Origin of the sequence: Geofilum rhodophaeum (assembly GCF_002210225.1) — a bacterium.
GTDB classification, from domain to species: domain Bacteria; phylum Bacteroidota; class Bacteroidia; order Bacteroidales; family Marinilabiliaceae; genus Geofilum; species Geofilum rhodophaeum.
In genome coordinates, this window is record NZ_MWUJ01000008.1 from 136,982 (window position 1) to 155,105 (window position 18,124).

Annotated in this window: 17 protein-coding genes and 1 riboswitch; of the genes, 12 read left to right on the forward strand and 5 right to left on the reverse strand. The window is 47.1% G+C overall.

Annotated features, from left to right (window positions below; translation table 11 throughout):
* Positions 1-142: 142 nt before the first annotated feature.
* The 8 genes from B4W65_RS09340 (at position 143) to B4W65_RS09375 (ending at position 9,574) form a co-directional block, all read left to right on the forward strand.
* A complete protein-coding gene (locus B4W65_RS09340) occupies positions 143-2,797 on the forward strand; it encodes a TonB-dependent receptor (RefSeq protein WP_262487809.1) in 2,655 nt (884 codons plus the stop codon).
* 12 nt (positions 2,798-2,809) lie between these two features.
* Positions 2,810-4,003 carry a DUF4876 domain-containing protein gene (locus tag B4W65_RS09345; protein ID WP_088654884.1) on the forward strand — a complete coding sequence of 398 codons (1,194 nt, stop codon included), beginning with the start codon at positions 2,810-2,812 and terminating at the stop codon, positions 4,001-4,003.
* Between the two features lie 37 nt (positions 4,004-4,040).
* A complete protein-coding gene (locus B4W65_RS09350) occupies positions 4,041-5,540 on the forward strand; it encodes a DUF6850 family outer membrane beta-barrel protein (RefSeq protein WP_146697761.1) in 1,500 nt (499 codons plus the stop codon).
* Between the two features lie 26 nt (positions 5,541-5,566).
* Entirely contained in the window at positions 5,567-6,451 is an 885-nt protein-coding gene (locus tag B4W65_RS09355; RefSeq protein WP_088654886.1) for an ABC transporter ATP-binding protein, read from the forward strand.
* 4 nt (positions 6,452-6,455) lie between these two features.
* Positions 6,456-7,124: a hypothetical protein gene (locus tag B4W65_RS09360; protein WP_088654887.1), complete on the forward strand. Its 669-nt coding sequence runs from the start codon at positions 6,456-6,458 to the stop codon at positions 7,122-7,124.
* Positions 7,125-7,204: 80 nt separating this feature from the next.
* Complete coding sequence (locus B4W65_RS09365) at positions 7,205-8,419, forward strand: DUF4857 domain-containing protein (RefSeq protein WP_088654888.1); 1,215 nt, start codon at positions 7,205-7,207, stop codon at positions 8,417-8,419.
* 31 nt (positions 8,420-8,450) lie between these two features.
* A complete protein-coding gene (locus B4W65_RS09370) occupies positions 8,451-8,984 on the forward strand; it encodes a hypothetical protein (RefSeq protein ID WP_088654889.1) in 534 nt (177 codons plus the stop codon).
* A 62-nt stretch (positions 8,985-9,046) separates the two neighbouring features.
* The gene (locus tag B4W65_RS09375; RefSeq protein WP_088654890.1) at positions 9,047-9,574 is read left to right on the forward strand and encodes a PepSY-associated TM helix domain-containing protein; all 528 of its coding nucleotides are present in this window, start codon (positions 9,047-9,049) and stop codon (positions 9,572-9,574) included.
* Positions 9,575-9,644: 70 nt separating this feature from the next.
* Here the strand turns inward: B4W65_RS09375 and B4W65_RS09380 are convergent, their stop codons facing one another.
* Positions 9,645-10,055: a hypothetical protein gene (locus B4W65_RS09380; RefSeq protein WP_088654891.1), complete on the reverse strand. Its 411-nt coding sequence runs from the start codon at positions 10,053-10,055 to the stop codon at positions 9,645-9,647.
* A 193-nt stretch (positions 10,056-10,248) separates the two neighbouring features.
* A complete protein-coding gene (locus tag B4W65_RS09385; RefSeq protein ID WP_088654892.1) occupies positions 10,249-11,019 on the reverse strand; it encodes a class I SAM-dependent methyltransferase in 771 nt (256 codons plus the stop codon).
* A 271-nt stretch (positions 11,020-11,290) separates the two neighbouring features.
* Positions 11,291-11,389, forward strand: a riboswitch (TPP riboswitch).
* Between the two features lie 69 nt (positions 11,390-11,458).
* Between B4W65_RS09385 and thiM the strand changes: the two genes are divergently transcribed.
* Genes thiM through thiD form a run of 4 tightly spaced genes read left to right on the forward strand, consistent with a single transcriptional unit; the run spans position 11,459 to position 14,414 of the window.
* Positions 11,459-12,262 (forward strand): hydroxyethylthiazole kinase, encoded by an 804-nt coding sequence (gene thiM / locus B4W65_RS09390; protein ID WP_088654893.1) that lies wholly within the window; start codon positions 11,459-11,461, stop codon positions 12,260-12,262.
* Positions 12,259-12,912: a thiamine phosphate synthase gene (gene thiE / locus B4W65_RS09395; protein WP_088654894.1), complete on the forward strand. Its 654-nt coding sequence runs from the start codon at positions 12,259-12,261 to the stop codon at positions 12,910-12,912. The genes thiM and thiE overlap by 4 nt, the downstream gene beginning before the upstream one ends.
* Positions 12,899-13,549, forward strand: a complete 651-nt coding sequence (locus B4W65_RS09400; RefSeq protein WP_088654895.1) for a TenA family protein — start codon at positions 12,899-12,901, stop codon at positions 13,547-13,549. The genes thiE and B4W65_RS09400 overlap by 14 nt, the downstream gene beginning before the upstream one ends.
* Before the next feature lie 58 nt (positions 13,550-13,607).
* Complete coding sequence (thiD, locus tag B4W65_RS09405; RefSeq protein ID WP_088654896.1) at positions 13,608-14,414, forward strand: bifunctional hydroxymethylpyrimidine kinase/phosphomethylpyrimidine kinase; 807 nt, start codon at positions 13,608-13,610, stop codon at positions 14,412-14,414.
* 41 nt (positions 14,415-14,455) lie between these two features.
* Here the strand turns inward: thiD and B4W65_RS09410 are convergent, their stop codons facing one another.
* The 3 genes from B4W65_RS09410 to B4W65_RS09420 are packed head-to-tail and all read right to left on the reverse strand — an operon-like array spanning position 14,456 to position 18,084.
* On the reverse strand, positions 14,456-15,022 hold the full coding sequence (locus B4W65_RS09410; RefSeq protein ID WP_088654897.1) for a cob(I)yrinic acid a,c-diamide adenosyltransferase: 567 nt from the start codon (positions 15,020-15,022) through the stop codon (positions 14,456-14,458).
* A gap of 33 nt (positions 15,023-15,055) precedes the next feature.
* Positions 15,056-15,850 carry a DUF4198 domain-containing protein gene (locus B4W65_RS09415; protein ID WP_088654898.1) on the reverse strand — a complete coding sequence of 265 codons (795 nt, stop codon included), beginning with the start codon at positions 15,848-15,850 and terminating at the stop codon, positions 15,056-15,058.
* 59 nt (positions 15,851-15,909) lie between these two features.
* Positions 15,910-18,084, reverse strand: coding sequence for a TonB-dependent receptor plug domain-containing protein (locus tag B4W65_RS09420; protein WP_088654899.1), 2,175 nt, complete (start codon positions 18,082-18,084; stop codon positions 15,910-15,912).
* Between the last annotated feature and the right edge of the window lie 40 nt (positions 18,085-18,124).

Consider the following 18,124-nt stretch of genomic DNA (forward strand, 5'->3'; position numbering starts at 1 on the left):
ATTGGGCAAGCAAAACACCTCAAAATATTCCAACAGGCTACCAAAGAAATCAAAACTACTGCAAGCAATTATTGGTAGTTTACTTCTTTGGCTGTCCCCTCAGGCAATTTGGGGTAAAAGCCCTTTGACGTATAGCGGCCAGGTGGTAGATGCATCAAGCTCAAAAGCAATACCTATGGTAGCCATAGGAATAAAAGAAACGAATCAATGGCTCTATACCAACAGCGAAGGTCGATTTAAATTCACCACTCTGCCCCCCTCCCCATTTTCGCTCCAGATCCGGTGCCTGGGCTATCAAACCCTCGAAATCTCCATAATTGAGCTACCTACCGAATTCCAGACCATTACTTTGCACACGCAAAACCTGAACATCCAGGAGATTACCGTAACCGCAACCGAAAAGCAGGGCGAAAGCGGTACGTCAGTGATCGACCAACAAGCCATGCAGCACCTGCAACCCTCAGGTTTTGGCGATTTACTGGAACTCTTGCCCGGATACCGATGGGAGGCCCAGGACTTATCACAAACCAGCACAATAAAATTGCGTCAGGCTGGTGACGATGCAAATACAGCTCTGGGCACGGCCTTTTACATCGATGGTATTCCCTTAACTCCCGATGCAGAGCTTCAGGGAAACAACCTGTCATCAGGCGATCTTAAACTCTCGGGGCGCCTCAATGCAGGCCAGGGCATTGACCTGCGCAGTCTGGCTACCGACGATATCGAACGTGTAGAAATCATCAGGGGTTTACCCTCGGTAAAATACGGCAACCTGTCCACCGGAGCGGTAATTCTAAACCGGAAATGGGGAGCCAGCCCCTTAAATTTTAGGGCCAAAGCCGACCTAAAAAACAAGGTGCTCGCACTAAACAAGGGCTTTACTCTAAAAGAGCATTCCAGCACCCTCAACCTAAGCACCGAAATACTTAGCTACAAAGCCGACCCTCGAAATCCGCTCGAAAACTATATGCGCAGCCAATCGACCCTAAAGTACGCCCGAAATATTGAAATTGGGGATGGCTCCCTGATAATTAAAGGCGGACTGGACTTCCTCGCAACCATCGATCGTGAAAAGGAAGACCCTGAGTTGAATTATGGCTTAACCGACACTTATAAACATAAGCGAAACAAAACCGGGATCAACTTGCAAACCGAACTGAGCCTGCCTGGCACATGGAACAAAAACACAACTTTTAAAACAGCGGTCGACTACAGCCAAAACAAACTCACCCGGGAGCGAATGGTTTCCTTAACAGGACCTCAACCCCAACCCATAGCCACAACCACAGGAAAAAGCGACGCGCTTTATCTTCCAACACAGTACATGGCCTGGTTTGAGCGAGACGACCAGCCCCTTAACACCTTTACCTCCCTGGATTTCAATCTTGCCAGAGCATGGGATAGTCTTCGGCTCAACATCAGCACCGGAGCCGAATGGCGCAACCACAGAAACCTGGGGCAGGGGGATCGGTTCGATCCGAGGCGCCCAATATCACCGGGCCAGGGTGGACGCCCCTACAACTTCAGTAAAATTCCTACCCTGCACAACCTGGGTGCTTACATCGAAACAGAACTTAGCATTCTACTTGGAAAACACCAAATAAAACTACGCCCCGGAGTCCGACTCAGCAGTATGACGGGACTCTCACAAAACTATGCAATAAATGGCATCGTATATGACGACTGGCGAACACAGGCTACCTACAGCTTCTCCGGACGCACGCTGAATGAAAAACCTGTACGCTTTGCTCTTCATACGGCATGGGGACAATTATCACGGATGCCCAACATGGTTCACCTCTACCCACAGGAAAAATATCGGGATATTGTTGAACTCAACTATTTCTCTCAAAACCCCGATTTGCGACGACTGTATGTGCTAACCACAGTTGAAGATGTTCGCAATTACGACCTGAAACCTGCACGCAACTTAAAAAAGGAAATAGGAATGGAACTGCGCATAGGAACAGCAAGTCTATCCGTTACGGCCTTTGAAGAAGAAATGCAAAACGGCATAGTGGCAGCATCCAGTTACAAGGCGCAGCAATACGATTATTACGAACCGTCTTCTGTTTCGCCAGAAAACCTTGACGGACCACCTGCCTTGTCGTTGTTTTCAAAGGAGGTACGCTCCAACTTATTCAGCTATACCCAATACACCAATGGGGCAACACTAATAAAAAGAGGCATCGAGTACCAGCTTCAGACACCCAAAATTTCGAGCCTCCACACACGCATCAGCATCAGCGGTGCCTGGTTCAAAACCTGCTACGACATATCCCTTCCCGAATACATCGACCGCTCGTTTTATTACGGTGGGAAGGAATACCCGTACGTAGGGGTTTTTAATACCAGCTTCAGTCAAAGCCAGGATAAAGCCCTACACAACACCAATTTGCAGGCAGACACCCATCTTACGCAGCACCGACTGTTGTTATCGCTAAGCCTGCAAACCACCTGGTACGAAAAGCGTCAGTATGTTCCATACAACGGTACTCCGGTGGCTTATCTGGACAACCATGGCATCTACCATACATACAACCAGGCCGATGCCAGCGACCCCATGCTCCGCCTTCTTCAGCGCAGCTTCACTCCCTACCATTTCGACGAGCAAAAAACAGCCATCGACCTGGGAATAAACCTCAAAGTGCGTAAAGAAATTGGAGACAACCTCAGTTTTGCCTTTTATGTAAACCGCCTCCTCAATTATCTGCCTGAGTACCAAAGCTACACAGGTGCTACAGTTATTCGAAACAAACAACCCTATTTTGGAATAGAATTAAAACTAACCATCTAATAAACAGCAATTATGAAACAAATCAAATGGGCCCTGGTCATAGCAAGCACACTCCTTTGGGGTGCCTGCACCGACAACGAAACACCCACAACAGAAGTGACTATAACAGTGGAAATGCCAGAAGTTATGCGCACGGGAACCTCTCCTGAAGGATTGACCATTGAAATTACCAATGTAGGCAACGGCCGTACTTACTCTGGAGAGACCGATCCGTCAGGCGCTTTCAACTCAATTGTGGAAGAAGGGGTGTACAACATTGTAGTATCCGGCGAAAAAAGCTACACCTCAGCAATTGGCGCCGACCAATTTGAACAAACCGTTACGCTTAAAGGTCTGGTCGAGAACATCAGTATCAGTGGCAGCTGGATGGAGTCAGAAGTCGCGCTGTTTATTGCACCCGCAAGCAGCGGCTGGGTATTTAAAGAGCTTTACGTTACGGGCTCACAAACACCGGAAGGGAAGAGCTATTATAAGGACAAATATTTCGAAATTTACAACAACAGCAATGAGGTATTGTATGCCGACGGACTCTCGTTGGGGGAGTCGGACCACACCACTTCTTCGGCTCTGAACATCTGGGCAGACCTCATCAACGATCACTTTGTAACCCAAGTGGTTTACACCGTACCTGGCGGGGGAAGCGATTATCCTGTTCAACCCGGAGAAAGCATCATTTTGGCCGATGTTGCCATCGACCACCGCAACGACAACACCCAGTCCTATGACCTGTCCACAGCAAATTTCGAATGGTACGACGACCATGTCCTGGATGTAGATGTCCCCGAAATCCCCAACCTTATCAAAAACTTCAGCGCATCAGCCAGCATCTGGACACCACACAACCGGGGATTCAAATCCTACGTCATATTTAAGCCCGAAGGCAGTATGGAGAGCTATCTGGCAAACAATATGATTGAGAAACAGAACGCCAACGGATCTACATCAATTCGTTACAAAGTGGCCAACAGCATTATTTTAGATGCCGTGGAAATGGGCACTCCGTCCGACTTTCAAAGCAAAGCACTGAGCGCAGCCCTTGATCTCAGCTACATCAACTGCGGAGACGGCGACGACAGTCGTTATGGAAAGGTGGTCAGACGCAAAATTCAGACCATCGAGAACGGCCGGGTAATATACATGGACACCAATCATTCAGCCGTTGACTTTTTAAGCACCGTAAGCCCCAAGCCCGGTGTTATTGAATAAAGTGTAAGAAGCATCAATGCCACAAAAACTCGTCCTTTTGTTTGTTCTATTCGTATGCCATGCGAAAATGCAGGGAGCCGACACCTTGTCGGTTCCCCTGCATTACTACCAGCGGCACTCGTCAGAAACACTTATATTGAGTATGGGAGATGAGAACCCTGCACTCCATCATTTTTACCCTCTGCCGGGTTACACCGAAATAGCTGCCGGAGTTCTGCATCAAAACCTGGGAGAACAGCGCTATAATTTTCAAGGCAAAACCCAAACACTATTTGAGGCAAAAGCAGCAGGCCTGACTCAAAGAACAAAAACAAGACTCTTTGGGAGCGCCGCCTACCAGAGTGGCAAGGAAGACCAAATAAAATGGACCTATGTTGAAGACGAGCAACGAATTGGTCCCTACCAGGTTGCCGACAGTTCTTCAGGCAACAAAGAATTCGAATCCTATCTGCTTCAGGGAGGGCTTTCATGGGAGAATCCACTGGGTGTATTGGGCCTGTCTGCCCAATACCGGGCAAACAACAACTACCGCACGAAAAATCCACGTAGTCACTCGGTGGTTTCTGATTTCAAAATACAAGCTGGATGGACCTGCAACCTGGGAAAAAATTATCGTGGAGGCTTGTCTGTTCAGGCCGGCAACTACCAGCAATTCCTGAGCATAGCCAATATGCCCAACGAGCGCAAGGACTTGTTCTATTTTATGTACGGCTACGGCTATTTCAATCAAAGCATTTCGGGTACAAATGCCAACTATAGTGTCGACTACACGGGCAATAGTTACGGAGTCGCTCTGCAGCTGATCCCAAGCCTTATCAGGGGCTGGTTTTTTAACGGCAGCTACCATCAGGAAACCACGGACGCCCTTTATGCCAGTCGCACCAGAGGCAGTTATCAGGTGCATCAACTCCAACTGAAGCTTGGCCATCAATGGCAAAGTGAAGGCAGCACACACCGAGGAGGCCTCAAATACAAGTCCTTTTCGGGTTTGGGTACCGAATACTATTATCAGACTGTGGTCACCGACAGCAGCACCAACAGTTCAGAAAGTCGACTGCTTTCGAGAAGTGCAAAATACAAAGAAAAACATCAGCTGTATGCGCTGTTTCTAAACAGTTACCTGAGCCACGGCAACCTTAAAATCAACCCAAAGGTCGAAGGCGGAGTTCAGTCTTTTCAATCGAGCTACAAAACCACTCCTTACTGCGAGCAGACAAAACACTGGTTTGCTCAGGGCCATCTGGATTTATATAAAATTCAGGCTGCCAGCATGTCGGGAATTATCCTAAGCCTTAATTACGAACAATTGATCACCAGCAAATTAATAAGCAACGGCGCCAATCGCATAGTACAGAACACACTTATACCCAACCATACTGCCAGAAGGGCAAATCGTTACTCCGCCCTGGTTGGTTTCCGGCATACACGTAACATCTGGACCAATGCCGCCTGTGGCCTAGAAGCCAGCTTTAATCTTAGCTCTATCTATAATCAAACAACCACCGCAATGGAGGTGACGCTCGCCTTGTGGCTGTAAGACAATAAAAAACATCTTAAATACAAATGGAAACAGTAATCGAATGTCGGAACCTCACCCATTACTATGGCGAACGGTGCATATACGAAAACCTGAACTTCAGAATAGCGAAGGGTCGAATAGTGGGCCTGCTTGGAAAAAACGGCACAGGCAAAACCACCACCATTAACATCCTCAACGGCTACTTGCAACCCCGGGAGGGGGAATGCCTCATGCTGGGGCACAAAGCCGGCCAATTGCCACCCGAAATAAAACAACGCATAGCCCTGCTGCTCGAAGGTCATGTGCAGTATGCATTTATGAACATCCAACAGATTGAGCGTTTCTATTCCTCCTTCTATCCCAACTGGAACCGTGCGCCCTATTACGAGCTCATGAAAAAACTCAAGATAGCTCCGGGGCAACGCATCTCACGGATGTCCTGCGGCCAAAGATCACAAGTGGCTCTGGGCCTCATTCTGGCACAAAATGCCGATCTGCTGATTCTGGATGATTTTTCGATGGGACTGGATCCCGGATACCGCCGTTTGTTTGTTGATTACCTGAATGAGTATGCCAGGGCCGAAAACAAAACAGTGTTTGTCACCTCCCACATTATTCAGGACATGGAAAGGCTTATCGATGAATGTATGATTCTGGATTATGGCCAATTGTTGTTACAAAAACCCATCGACGAAATCCTAAACACCTTCAAGCGCTATCGCATTCATACAGAGAGAGAACCCCAATGGGAACGTTTAAGCGGCATTTTACACCCCGAAAAAATCCGCGATAAAGTGGAGTTTTATTCTTTTAATGGCCCCGAACAGATTGCAACACAATTGCAACAACAAAACATCAATACAGAACAATTAAAAACTGAAAGGCTAACACTAGAGGAAGCCTTCATTGGCTTAACAGGCAAATACTAAACCCATGATAAAAGCACTACTTTATAAAGAATGGCTCAAAACGCGCTGGTTTATTTTGGGCGCAACCATTGCAGGACTCTTACTTCAAAATTGGCTGTTTATGAAAACAGGCCGATCGCTGCGCCTGGTTGGCGCCGAACACATTTGGGATGTTATCATCAATCGCAATCAATTTTTATTTACCGAATTAAAATACCTGCCCCTGTTCTCCGGAGCCTTAATGGGACTGGCTCAATTCTTACCCGAGATCACCAATCGGCGCATCAAACTCACCTTTCACCTTCCCCTGCGCGAAAAGACTATAACGGCATGGATGGTTGGATACGGGATTGGAGTTTTGCTCCTGCTGTTTATCCTTCAAACCAGCATCCTTGCTGTTGGCATGTCGGTCAATTTTGCCCCTGAGATAGTGGCCAACGGTCTCCTTACCGTAATGCCCTGGTATGTTGGGGGACTATGGGCCTATCTGGCCTGTGCTTTCGTTGCCCTGGAACCTACCTGGCGTCAGCGTATTCCCAATCTGCTTGTGACTGTTGCACTCCTTCGCACCCTGTACCTGTCCGACTTCCCGGCAGCATACCAAAAAATGCCCGTATATCTGATGGCGCTTACCATTGTTTTAACGCTATGGACCTGGCTCTCGGTTTACCGCTTTAAAATTGGCCGGCAATAACAACCTGACTCAACAACAATTCAAACGCGCCCAACAACCATGTGCGCTATAGGCCTGATGAAAACAAAAAAATTTTTCAAATGAAAGCATTAAAAACACTACAGATAATTATCACCATTCTAATGCTGTCCTGGCTATTACCCTGGGTATGGAAGCTGGCGACAGATAAGCCCCAAAACAACCCCTTTGTCTACTACAGCAGTCTGATTAATTCCTTTGGCATACGAAGCACCATTAATGAAACAACACTCCTTACCGATGCCCGGGACAACAGCTATACCCAAACCCAGTTCGACAGCATCCTGCCCATGGTTTATTATCGTCAATTAGCACGCGAGGGACAATTACCCGACAGTCTGCACGGGCAAGAGATCAACCAGCGCATTATTGCCCGCAACAATTTCTTTTACCGCTATCGGCCTTCCGACAAAAACCAACCCCTAATCCCGCTCTATGCCCTGTTCGAGTCCATGCCCAAACGGATAGATCTTGAAATGCCGGGAGATATTATGCGCCTAAGGAAGAAACCAGAATTCATTAATCCCGATACCGGCAACTCCAACACTCACAAAAGCGCCCGCTTTGCCATCGAACTTGAAAAAAACGGCTTTGTAGGCCCTCCCTCGCTGATTGCTGGCAATCCCACCACCCGCAAATCGTACGACGAAGGCTACGTTATAGTTGACCAGAACAAAAACCTGTTCCACTTAAAAATGGTCAACGCACGACCCTATGTAGCCAAAATAGAAATGCCTGAAGATTTGCATCTATCTTGGATAACAGTTACTGAATATCCAACCAAAACCTTCTATTGCTTCCTCATTTCAAAGGACGGACGCCTATTTACAGTACAAACCGATGGTTATAAGCTGAAAGAAATCCCTACCCCGTCCTTTGATCCCGAAACAGACAATTTGCTAATAATGGGGAACCTGTTTCATTGGAACATTCAGGTGAGCACCAATCAGAGACAAACCACTTATGCTGTCGACGCCCATAGCTTTAAGCTTGTGAACCAATACACCTTTGAAACACTACCCCCCAAAGAATGGCTCCAAAGCAGCATTTTTCCCTTCAGCATAAACTTTTCATCGGCCAACGACAAATTCATATTTCCCCGAATAAAATTTAACGGCTGGACTCATTTACCGGCTTCCGTTTTATTACTTTTGGGCTACCTGGCATTGCAATACCGAAAAAAGAGCTGGTGCCCGGTAACCACCATCCTGTTGCTGGTCACCGGCATCTACGGACTTCTGGCCTTCCTCTTGGTGGGCGACACCAAACATATTTAACGCAAATAAATCAAACACTAAAAAAAACGAGATGAAAAACATTTTTCTTTTCAGCATCCTTGCCTTATTGGCAACCAGCTGTGGCCACAAAAAAAACCAATCCGGAAACAGTGAACCCACCCGTCCTTCTTTTGAAACTTCCGCCGCCATATCCATCAACGAAATGCTGTCCATAGCCCCCAATAATGTAGGCAAAGAGGTAGTTCTGAAAGGAGTGATAACTCACGTATGCAAACACTCCGGCAAGCGTTGCTTTATTAAAGACAGCACCAACACCTCCATACGCGTGGAAGCAAAAGGTGAAATTGGCGGTTTCAATTCCGAACTAAATGGCCACTCAATATACGTAAAAGGCAACATCAGAGAAAACCGACTGAGCCAGGTGCAAATACTGGATTGGGAAAGAAAAACCCTGGCCCAGAAAGAGCAGGCAGAAATCGACCAAAATCAGTGCAGTGCCGAGTTGGCCAACATTCAGGAAATGAAAGACTGGATGGCTACCAACAACAAAGACTTTTACTCGATTTACTATTTGGACGGAACCGACTACCAAATTGCAGAATAAGATAAGGGGCTTAAGCCCCTTTTTCAAAGCATACAACATCCAAGAGAAGATAACACACCTCTATGAAGGCAAAAAACAAAATCAGACTATGGTTGCGACGCATCCATCGCGACGCTGGCTATCTGGTAGTTGGCATAACCCTGGTTTATGCACTCTCGGGCATTTTCCTACATCACAAAATGGGAGTTAAAACCACCATTGCAACCATTCAGATGGCCCCCAAACTCAATCCTGACCAATTAAAAATCGAATGGCTAAACCAAAGCAACTTGCCATCCATTAACCTGATTGATGAACGTCCGCAACAAATCCAATTCTATTTCCCGGGAGGAATGGGTCACTACCAAAAGGGCAACGGTCTTGCCATTTTCGAAACCTACAAAGATCGCCCCCTGGTTTTGTTCATGAGCAAACTCCACGAAAACCAGGTAAAAGGCTGGTCGATAGTGGCCGACATTTACGCTGTAATCCTTGCTTTTCTGGCCTTGTCGGGACTCTTTATGGTCCCCGGGAAAAACGGCTTTTTACGTCGCGGAATTTGGTGGTTTGCTGCAGGCATTCTTTTAGTTCTTGCCTTTGCGCTTGTATAAAAAACGCCCGGGAGACCTATTTGAGAAATAAAACAACGACTGCCCAAAGGCAGTCGTTGTCCATACCCTCCTACTTTTTTACAGATCCGCGTGTGCTGTAAACCCCAACCTGCACCCAGGCAATGGCAGCTTCTATGGTACTAAAAGGCCTGGAACTGTATCCTTCATCGTGCATCTCAACAAGTACAGGAATTACAATATCCCTGGGAGCCTCTGTAACAATGGCAATTTTATAACCACCAAACACCTCAATATGCCGTTTATAAAAAGCGGCAATTTCAACATGCCTGACAGGTACAACATCGAAACTTGCCTTTCGGTAATCCAAAACAAAACCACACTTGATTTCAGGTATCAAACCCTCCCTAAAAGCAAACTCCCAGGAAGAATTAATGTCCTCAATGGTTATCGCCCCATAGTAGGTTTTAAACAGGATGCCCCGTTCCTCATCAAAATAATATGAAAACTTCTTCTCTTCCATCTCCCATCTAAAATAACCAGACGTCCTTTCTCTTTAAATATACGAAAAAGACACCCCTTTCGCTACAGCCCAATATCAAAAAGACTCGGACTTTCGTCAAAACACAAGCCTTTCGTTCCAAATAATAAAAACCTTTCATGCTTGAATCATCTCGCACGAAAGGTTTTTTCATAACTACTCATTTGATCACTTATTACAACTTCTTCCCGACATAAAACATATAGCCGTAATACTGCTTGTACTTACTGTACAGCTCTGCTTCATAGCGCATGGTTTCTATAAAGCCAGCAGCGGCAGGATTCCCCTCATGCTCTTGTTGAAAAGATTTCAGTCGCAAAGCCTGCCAGGTATAATAATCGGTCCATACCAATTCGGGCAACATAAAGGTGGCCACAGGCAAATACCCGGCGTCCTGCATCTGAGCCACCTTATTCGGAATGGTAGCTATTTCGGGATAAATACTGTCCCAAAAATCCTGTATCTCCGCAGGTCGCTCCCCACTGAACCAGGTATTCTCGGTCACCGCAATGTAGCCACCCGGTTTCAGAAACTTCCTCCACTCCCTGAGTCCCCGCTCAAAACCAATGTTGTAAATCGCACCTTCCGACCAAATCAGGTCAAGCTCCTCCTTCTCAAAGGGCAGGTCGGCCATGTCGCCAACCATACCGCTTACTCTGGTATGCAAACCCCTACTCCGGGCATTATTGTTGAATTGAGCGATAAAATCGGGCCAGGAATCCACTCCGGCAATTTCTCCCTGCAAACTTTCACCCAAAACCATGGTTTGTCCACCGGTTCCACAACCTATGTCGGCAATTTTCGACTTTTCGTTTAGTCCCTGAATAAAACCAAGCGCTTTCATAGTTTGTTCAGGGCTACCTGGGCCCTGACGCTCAGTATGAGCAAAAAAACTGTAAATAATACTCAGGTCAAAATCATGAATATTCTGCTTTTCCTTTTTCATGTTCATTTTAATTTACAAATGCACCAGACCAGAAGCCGCTCAAGGGCGTCCTTCCCCCATGCATTTAATAGAAATAATAAAATAAAAAGCTTTGTCCCCGAAAAGAAACATCCGGGAGCAGAAAAAAGACACAACCCATACCTTAGGTACGGATTGTTTACAGAACAATGTCCAAATTGATTCTAAGCATCCAAAAGATTTATCAACATCAAAAGTAAACAAAAACAGAAAATCAAGTTCTATTTCCCACGAAATTTTTCATACTTTTACCGCACATCGTTGGGGGTGCCTGTATATCCAAACAGGCTGAGATAATACCCCGGAACCTGATCTGTTTAATAACAGCGGAGGAAAACGAGAAAGACATTCGAATTTCATTATTTACAAAAATTCAGGTCGTTTCGCTTTCCGCGAAACGGCCTTTTTTATTTTAAAAACTATGATCAACGCACAATCCATTTCGGCCGACCTGGCGGCAGTGCGCCAGAACAACCCACTGGTACACAACATCACCAATTTTGTGGTAATGAACAACACCGCCAACGCCCTGCTGGCGGTAGGCGCCTCCCCGGTTATGGCCCATGCCCTTGAGGAAGTAAACGACATGGCGGCCATAGCCTCCGCCTTGGTCCTCAATATGGGCACCCTAAATCCCGAATGGGTAGAAGCCATGCTCCAGTCGGGCCAAACCGCAAAAGCCAAAGGCATTCCGGTCGTATTTGACCCGGTTGGTGTGGGAGCCACCCCCTACCGCAACCAGGCAGCTGCGCAAATTCTTGCGCAGTGTCGACCCGACATCATTCGTGGAAACGCCTCAGAAATCATGGCACTGGCCAAAGAAAACACCGCCACCAAGGGAGTGGACAGCACTGTAGCGACCAATGCTGCCTTAAATGCTGCGCAGACCCTGGCTCTTGAAACCGGAGCCATTGTGGTCATCAGCGGAGCGGAAGATTTAATAACCAATGGTCAACAACTCATCCGAATCAAAAACGGAGCTGAGTTAATGGCCAAAGTAACCGGCATGGGCTGTACGGCCTCGGCCCTGTTGGGCGCCTTTGCGGCAGTCAACCAAAACCTGTTACTGGCTGCCGCCCACGGCATGGCGGTAATGAGTATTTGTGGCGAAAGGGCGGCAAAAAAGGCAGCCGGCCCGGGAAGCCTGCAAATGCACTTTACCGACATCTTGTACCAGCTTGACGAAAAAGACATTACCGACACCTTTATTGAGCAGCAATCATGAACCCAAAAAAAACATTCGACCCCAGCCTGTATCTGGTAACCGACCGGGATTTGTCGCTGGGTCGCCCCCTGGAATTTATCGTGGAAGAGGCCATAAAGGGAGGGGTCACCATGGTCCAGTTGCGCGAGACCAGATGCAGCACTCTGGAGTTTTACCAACTGGCTTTACAACTCAAAGCCCTATTAAAACCACAGAACATACCCCTCATCATCAACAACCGGGCCGACATCGCCCTGGCTGTGGATGCCGATGGTTTGCATATAGGACAAAGCGACCTGCCGTGGCAGGTCGCCCGACAGCTCCTGGGCCCCGATAAGATCATTGGCCTGTCGGTCGAAACCCTCCAACAAGCCCGTGCGGCCAATGAGTTGGATATTGATTACATCGGCATCTCTCCGGTCTTTGCCACCCCAACCAAAACAGATACCGCCCCACCCTTTGGTTTAGATGGCGTCAAAGCAGTCTGCGCAGTTTCCCGCCATCCCACTGTGGCCATTGGAGGCATCAACAGCACAAACGCAGCACAAATAATCGCCAACGGCGCCAATGGCATCGCAGTAGTCTCCGCCATTTCGGCAGTAAAAGACCCGAGACAAGCTGCTCAATCTTTAGCAAACATCGTTAAAACCAAAGTTTATGAAATGGAGTGAAGAAGCATGGGGCGCGAACGCTCCCGTTTATGAAGCAGTTATAAATCTGCCTTTTATCAAGGAATTAATGACCGGCGAATTAGCCCAGGAAAAGTTCCACTTTTACCTGCAGCAGGATGCCCATTATCTGGCAGAATACGGAAAAATACTGGCTGCTATTGCCGGCAAACTGGACAGAAAAGAGTGGCGCGAGGCCTTTCTGAAATTCGCTTCCGATACGGTTTCCGTTGAGCAAGCCTTGCACCAGTTCTACTTAAAAGAAAACAAGCACAAGGCAACAGAACCTTCGCCCACTTGTGCGCTTTATACCGGACATTTGTATCAGCAATTGGCCGGCGCATCCATTGAGGAAGCCTTGGCCGCCGTACTCCCTTGTTTCTGGGTTTACCAAAAAGTGGGCGACCACATTCTTGCACATCAAAGCCAAACAAACAATCCTTACCAGGCGTGGATCAACACTTATGGCGGGGAGGACTTTGCTTTGGCCGTTAACAAGGCCATTGCCATTTGTGATGCCGCAGCAGCCGACACAACGCCGGCGCGACGCAAACAAATGACCAGGGCCTTCGGCCTTGCTTTTAAAATGGAATGGATGTTCTGGAACAGTGCCTGGAATCTTGAGCAATGGCCCGTTTAAGACACCTTCACCAGGAAACCGAAACCCATAACGAATAAAAATTTCACACCTAAAAAAGATGAAATACACCCGCGTTCTTAGCATAGCCGGAAGTGACCCCAGTGGAGGCGCCGGCATTCAGGCCGATCTCAAAACCCTGTCGGCTTGCGGCTGCTTTGCCACCACCGCCATCACAGCCATCGTAGATGAAAATACCGTAGGCGTGTATGGGGTCCACCCGGTACCCATCGATTTTGTAAAAGGACAAATCAAATCGGTCCTGGACGACATTGGTACCGATGCCATAAAAATTGGCATGCTGCATTCTTCCGAATTGATTCGGGCCGTTAAAGAAGTACTGCTGCCCTACCAAATCCGCAACATTGTTCTGGATCCGGTAATGGTGGCTACTTCAGGAGGCAAACTGCTGATGGACGAGGCCATAGCCACCTTGAAACATGAGCTGCTGCCTATGGCCCGGGTAATAACGCCCAATATCCCGGAAGCCGAAATCCTCCTCGGTCGCAAAATATCACAACAGACCGACCTGCCGGGCGTTGCCAAAGAACTCTCACACAAAGGCACGGTCTCCGTATTGCTGAAGGCCGGTCATTTTTCCGACGAAGAGCTGGTGGATATTTTCTACAATGCAGAAACAGATGAGACCATAGAATTGCCGTCCCCGCGCATCGCCACCAATAACACCCACGGAACCGGCTGCACCCTCTCGTCGGCAGTGGCTGCCTTTCTGGCGCAGGGCTTAGCCCTTAATGAAGCCATCGTCAAAGCCAAAAACTTCATACACAGCGCCATTGTCGAAGGTGCGCGTTATCAAATCGGAAAAGGAAACGGACCAGTCCACCATTTTCACGCCTGGTGGAAATAAAAGAATTGGGCCCAAAAGCCGGGGCTTTTGGGCCTCAAGATCTATCTCCTTATCCGACGGAATGGCCTAAGCTTTTCCTCGGTCAATTGGGCTTTATACAATTCGTAGCGCGACAAGGCAAAGAACAGGTCGGATAAGCGATTGATGTATTTCAGAATGAACTCTTCCACAGGGTCCTCCCTGTGCAAGGTAAACAATCTGCGCTCCGCCGTCCTGAGCGTGGTGCGCACCACATGACATAGGGCAGAAACTTCATTGCCTCCGGGTAGAATAAACCAATCATGGGGTTGTGGCATTTCATTCAACATCTCATCGATCCATTGCTCACAAAACACCTCGCCATCATCAGGTCGGGCTACGCTGTTTTCCGCTCGTTTGGACGAATGGGTGGCAATGTGCGACATCATATCCATGATGTCGGTCTGAATCTTAAACAAACCCTTCTGCCAAGGATGATCATCATCCAATTTTGCGCGCAGCAAACCGATAAAAGAATTGGCCTCATCCAATTTGCCATTGCTTTCAATTCTTATATCGTCCTTTTTACAGGACATATTTCCAAAGATTTTGGTCAAGCCCTTATCTCCGGTACGTGTGTAAATTCTCATTTTCCTCAATTTTAAAATTTCATCATCAATAATCTATGGTCTTTTGACTTCCAGGGTCAGGGAATTGTTGTGACTTTCCCAACGGTTGTTGCCGATGTTTTCATGGATGGTAACAAACAAAAGTACCAGTCCCGGCTTTTCAGGAATAAAAGTGCAGATCCCCTCCCCATCGGCGAAAATGTTGTTTCGTCTTTGGTTCTCCACGTCGTATAAATCAACGGTGCTATCCAATACATAGTGCTCATTGTCGTAAGCCACCACCATTCGCGCATAGGCAACTGCTTGTCCGTCGCGCAACACCCTGAACCTCACAGGCTCGCCCACTATAAGGGCATTGGGTGGGGACAATGGAATAATCTCCACACCCTGATTCAATGGTCTTGGCGTATAATCGGGCTCGCCTTTGCAGACATAGGTGTCGGCGCTGCTGAAATACTGAAGCGTTATCTTTTTTCCTGTCACCCTTAAAGTATCGTCCGAAAAGTACTTCTTCCCCTCCTCGGTTTCCACTCCCCGGTATTTGGGCCCCTTTCGGGGAGCGGCATGTATGCGGTAGGTGCCCGAATCAGCAATAAGCGGTTCCAAATAAACAGCGGCACTGGTTTTTGCAACGGGTGCAACAATCGATTGCTCCCCTTTGGGATCAATCAGGTAGTAAGCAGGGGCAAGCATAGCAAAATCGGCCTGGAAAGGATCTTCAGTAAAGGACGACTCGACCTGAAACCGACTGTGCAGAACGACAAATTGGTTCGGCTTTAAAAAAGGCACATGGGCGCTAAAAACGACTGCTGCAAGCGCCAATAGAACAGACATAAGGTGTTTTTTCATAGGAAATAATTTTATCTTCTTAATCAAAACTAATTAGCGATTTGATTTAAACGCTGCATTTAAAAGGAGTAACTGTAAGAGGCCATCAACATACGGCCCGGCATATTGTAGCCATCTTTTTCGGTGTAGTTTTCGTTGAGAAGGTTTGAAACAGTAACCCCAAAACGGTAGCTTTTAACCGAATACCCCACAGAAAAATCAAACACCAAATATTCGGGATGCTGTAGAATTTTATCCTTTGCAGTATAGCCCCCACTGGTATAATAGTGCTCTGGCGTCAACCCGGGACGTAACTTTGAGAAGTTGTCCTTTTCTAATCTGGAACCAAGGTACCTGCCGTGAAGGCGCAGCAAAAAGCCTTTATAATTATCATACACCACACCGAAATTGGCATTGCTTTTTCTTGCATAAAGCAGGTCACGGCTAACGATACTGTCCTTCCCGGCGCTTGAAACAAAGGATTCATCCACTGTGTTGTTGAACATGTAAGTCCAATTGCCATAAAGCTCCAACTTAAATGCATCGCTGAACAAAGCCCCGATATTTGTTGAAGCCATCAGTTCCACCCCATTCATGGCCGAATTGTTGGCATTTTTATAAGTGGTCACATCGTAGGCCACCTTGTTCTGGTTCACAACGACTGAATCCAGCGTCGTTTCAATAATCTTGTCGCTGTGTCGGGTGGTAAACCAGGTCAAATCCAGAAAGAGAAATTTATTGGGCGTTGAATAACTCAGTCCCAAATCAATGGTTGATGAGGATTCGGGCTCTAAGTCGGGATTGCCCATGTAATTCTTGACCCACCAAAAATCCCAGGCAGCCAGGTATTCAGATACCGCATAAAATCCAGCGACTTTAAAAGCATCGGGCACCGAAAAACCGGTACCATAGCTGCCGTGCAACTTCAGATTATAAGGCAGTTTATATTGCAGGCCCAGGGAAGGATTTATGGTCTGGTAGTTTTCAGAACCACCGGTTCCCTGGAGCGAGTCGTTCTGCTCGATATGATAAGAGATGTAGTTGTATCTGAGTCCCCCATTCACATCTAAACCGCCCTTGCTGTAGGTCACTTGCGAAAAAAGGGCCGCCTTGGTATTGTTATGATTGGGAGAATAAGGATTGATTGGGCTGGCCTTGCCATTAAACCGGTCCGACGCATAACGATAAACATCCAGATCGGCTCCGGCAAGCACCTTAAAACCGCCCAGTGAAAAATTATCGTGCATTTTAAAACCGTATTCACGTATGTCGCTGTTAAAAGAAACAAAACTTGTGTCGGAATTATCGGTATAGTTCGCATTGACTTCCCGGGTAAAATACGGACTGAAATACAAACTGCTCTTTTGCGTCTTACGCATCAAAGTACCATTCCAATTAATTCGGTCAATGTCCTTTTTACTCTGCCCATAGCTTCCCCAATAATTGCCGGGCGTTTTTATGTCGTTGGCATTGAAATAAATCAAATCAAAACCGGTGCTCCAACTGTCGCTGATGTTGTAAACATACTGACCATTAAGCTGATTGTACTGCCAGGTGGAATTTTTCATCACATCACCAAACGAAGCCTTGTCCAACATCAGCTTCCCCTTCTCCGATAATTTCAGCGCATTGCTCTTTCCAATTCGATAATCGAGTCTTTGTTCATTACGCAGGAACCCAATGCGGAACAACGATCTGGGACTCAAAACTCCGTTAACGCTGGCACTCATTTTCAGGTTCCCATAACTGCCATAGCCGACTTCTGCGCTTCCATTGTTCTGCGCAACAGGCTTTTTGGTAATGATGTTGATGACCCCTCCCATGGCATCAGAACCGTATAAGGTTGAATAGGGACCTTTAATGACCTCAACCCTTTCCACAAGATCCTTATCCAGACAGCTGATGTTGGTGGTGCCCAAAGGATTGCCATTCAGGAGCAAAAGCGTATAGCTTCGGGCATGGGCACTGGGCGAAAAACCCCGCATGCCAATGGTTGAGGACAAGCCAGGATATTGGATGACATCAAGATTTGTAGCAGTTTTAAGCACATCGGCCATATTGCTAGAAGGCAAGGATTGCAACATGCCCTTGTCTATTATTTCCACCTTTTGGGGTATGTTCTTTAATTGGGTATTGGCACGGGTGGTAGCCACCACCACCTCATCCAGCTCATACCGCCTGAGTGAATCCTTCTCTTGAGAAAAAGCAGGGTTCGAAATAAGGCACAGCATACCCATTAGAAATAAATTCTTCATTTTTTAAAGGTTATAATTTAACAATAAAAGAAGTAGAAAC

Bases quoted from the DNA above. Each gene is read 5' to 3' on its own strand.
- B4W65_RS09345 (WP_088654884.1), top strand. From the start codon at position 2,810: ATGAAACAAATCAAATGGGCCCTGGTCATAGCAAGCACACTCCTTTGG.
- B4W65_RS09355 (WP_088654886.1), top strand. From the start codon at position 5,567: ATGGAAACAGTAATCGAATGTCGGAACCTCACCCATTACTATGGCGAA.
- B4W65_RS09360 (WP_088654887.1), top strand. From the start codon at position 6,456: ATGATAAAAGCACTACTTTATAAAGAATGGCTCAAAACGCGCTGGTTT.
- B4W65_RS09365 (WP_088654888.1), top strand. From the start codon at position 7,205: ATGAAAGCATTAAAAACACTACAGATAATTATCACCATTCTAATGCTG.
- B4W65_RS09370 (WP_088654889.1), top strand. From the start codon at position 8,451: ATGAAAAACATTTTTCTTTTCAGCATCCTTGCCTTATTGGCAACCAGC.
- B4W65_RS09375 (WP_088654890.1), top strand. From the start codon at position 9,047: ATGAAGGCAAAAAACAAAATCAGACTATGGTTGCGACGCATCCATCGC.
- B4W65_RS09380 (WP_088654891.1), bottom strand. From the start codon at position 10,055: ATGGAAGAGAAGAAGTTTTCATATTATTTTGATGAGGAACGGGGCATC.
- B4W65_RS09385 (WP_088654892.1), bottom strand. From the start codon at position 11,019: ATGAAAAAGGAAAAGCAGAATATTCATGATTTTGACCTGAGTATTATT.
- thiM (WP_088654893.1), top strand. From the start codon at position 11,459: ATGATCAACGCACAATCCATTTCGGCCGACCTGGCGGCAGTGCGCCAG.
- thiE (WP_088654894.1), top strand. From the start codon at position 12,259: ATGAACCCAAAAAAAACATTCGACCCCAGCCTGTATCTGGTAACCGAC.
- B4W65_RS09400 (WP_088654895.1), top strand. From the start codon at position 12,899: ATGAAATGGAGTGAAGAAGCATGGGGCGCGAACGCTCCCGTTTATGAA.
- thiD (WP_088654896.1), top strand. From the start codon at position 13,608: ATGAAATACACCCGCGTTCTTAGCATAGCCGGAAGTGACCCCAGTGGA.
- B4W65_RS09410 (WP_088654897.1), bottom strand. From the start codon at position 15,022: ATGAGAATTTACACACGTACCGGAGATAAGGGCTTGACCAAAATCTTT.
- B4W65_RS09415 (WP_088654898.1), bottom strand. From the start codon at position 15,850: ATGAAAAAACACCTTATGTCTGTTCTATTGGCGCTTGCAGCAGTCGTT.
- B4W65_RS09420 (WP_088654899.1), bottom strand. From the start codon at position 18,084: ATGAAGAATTTATTTCTAATGGGTATGCTGTGCCTTATTTCGAACCCT.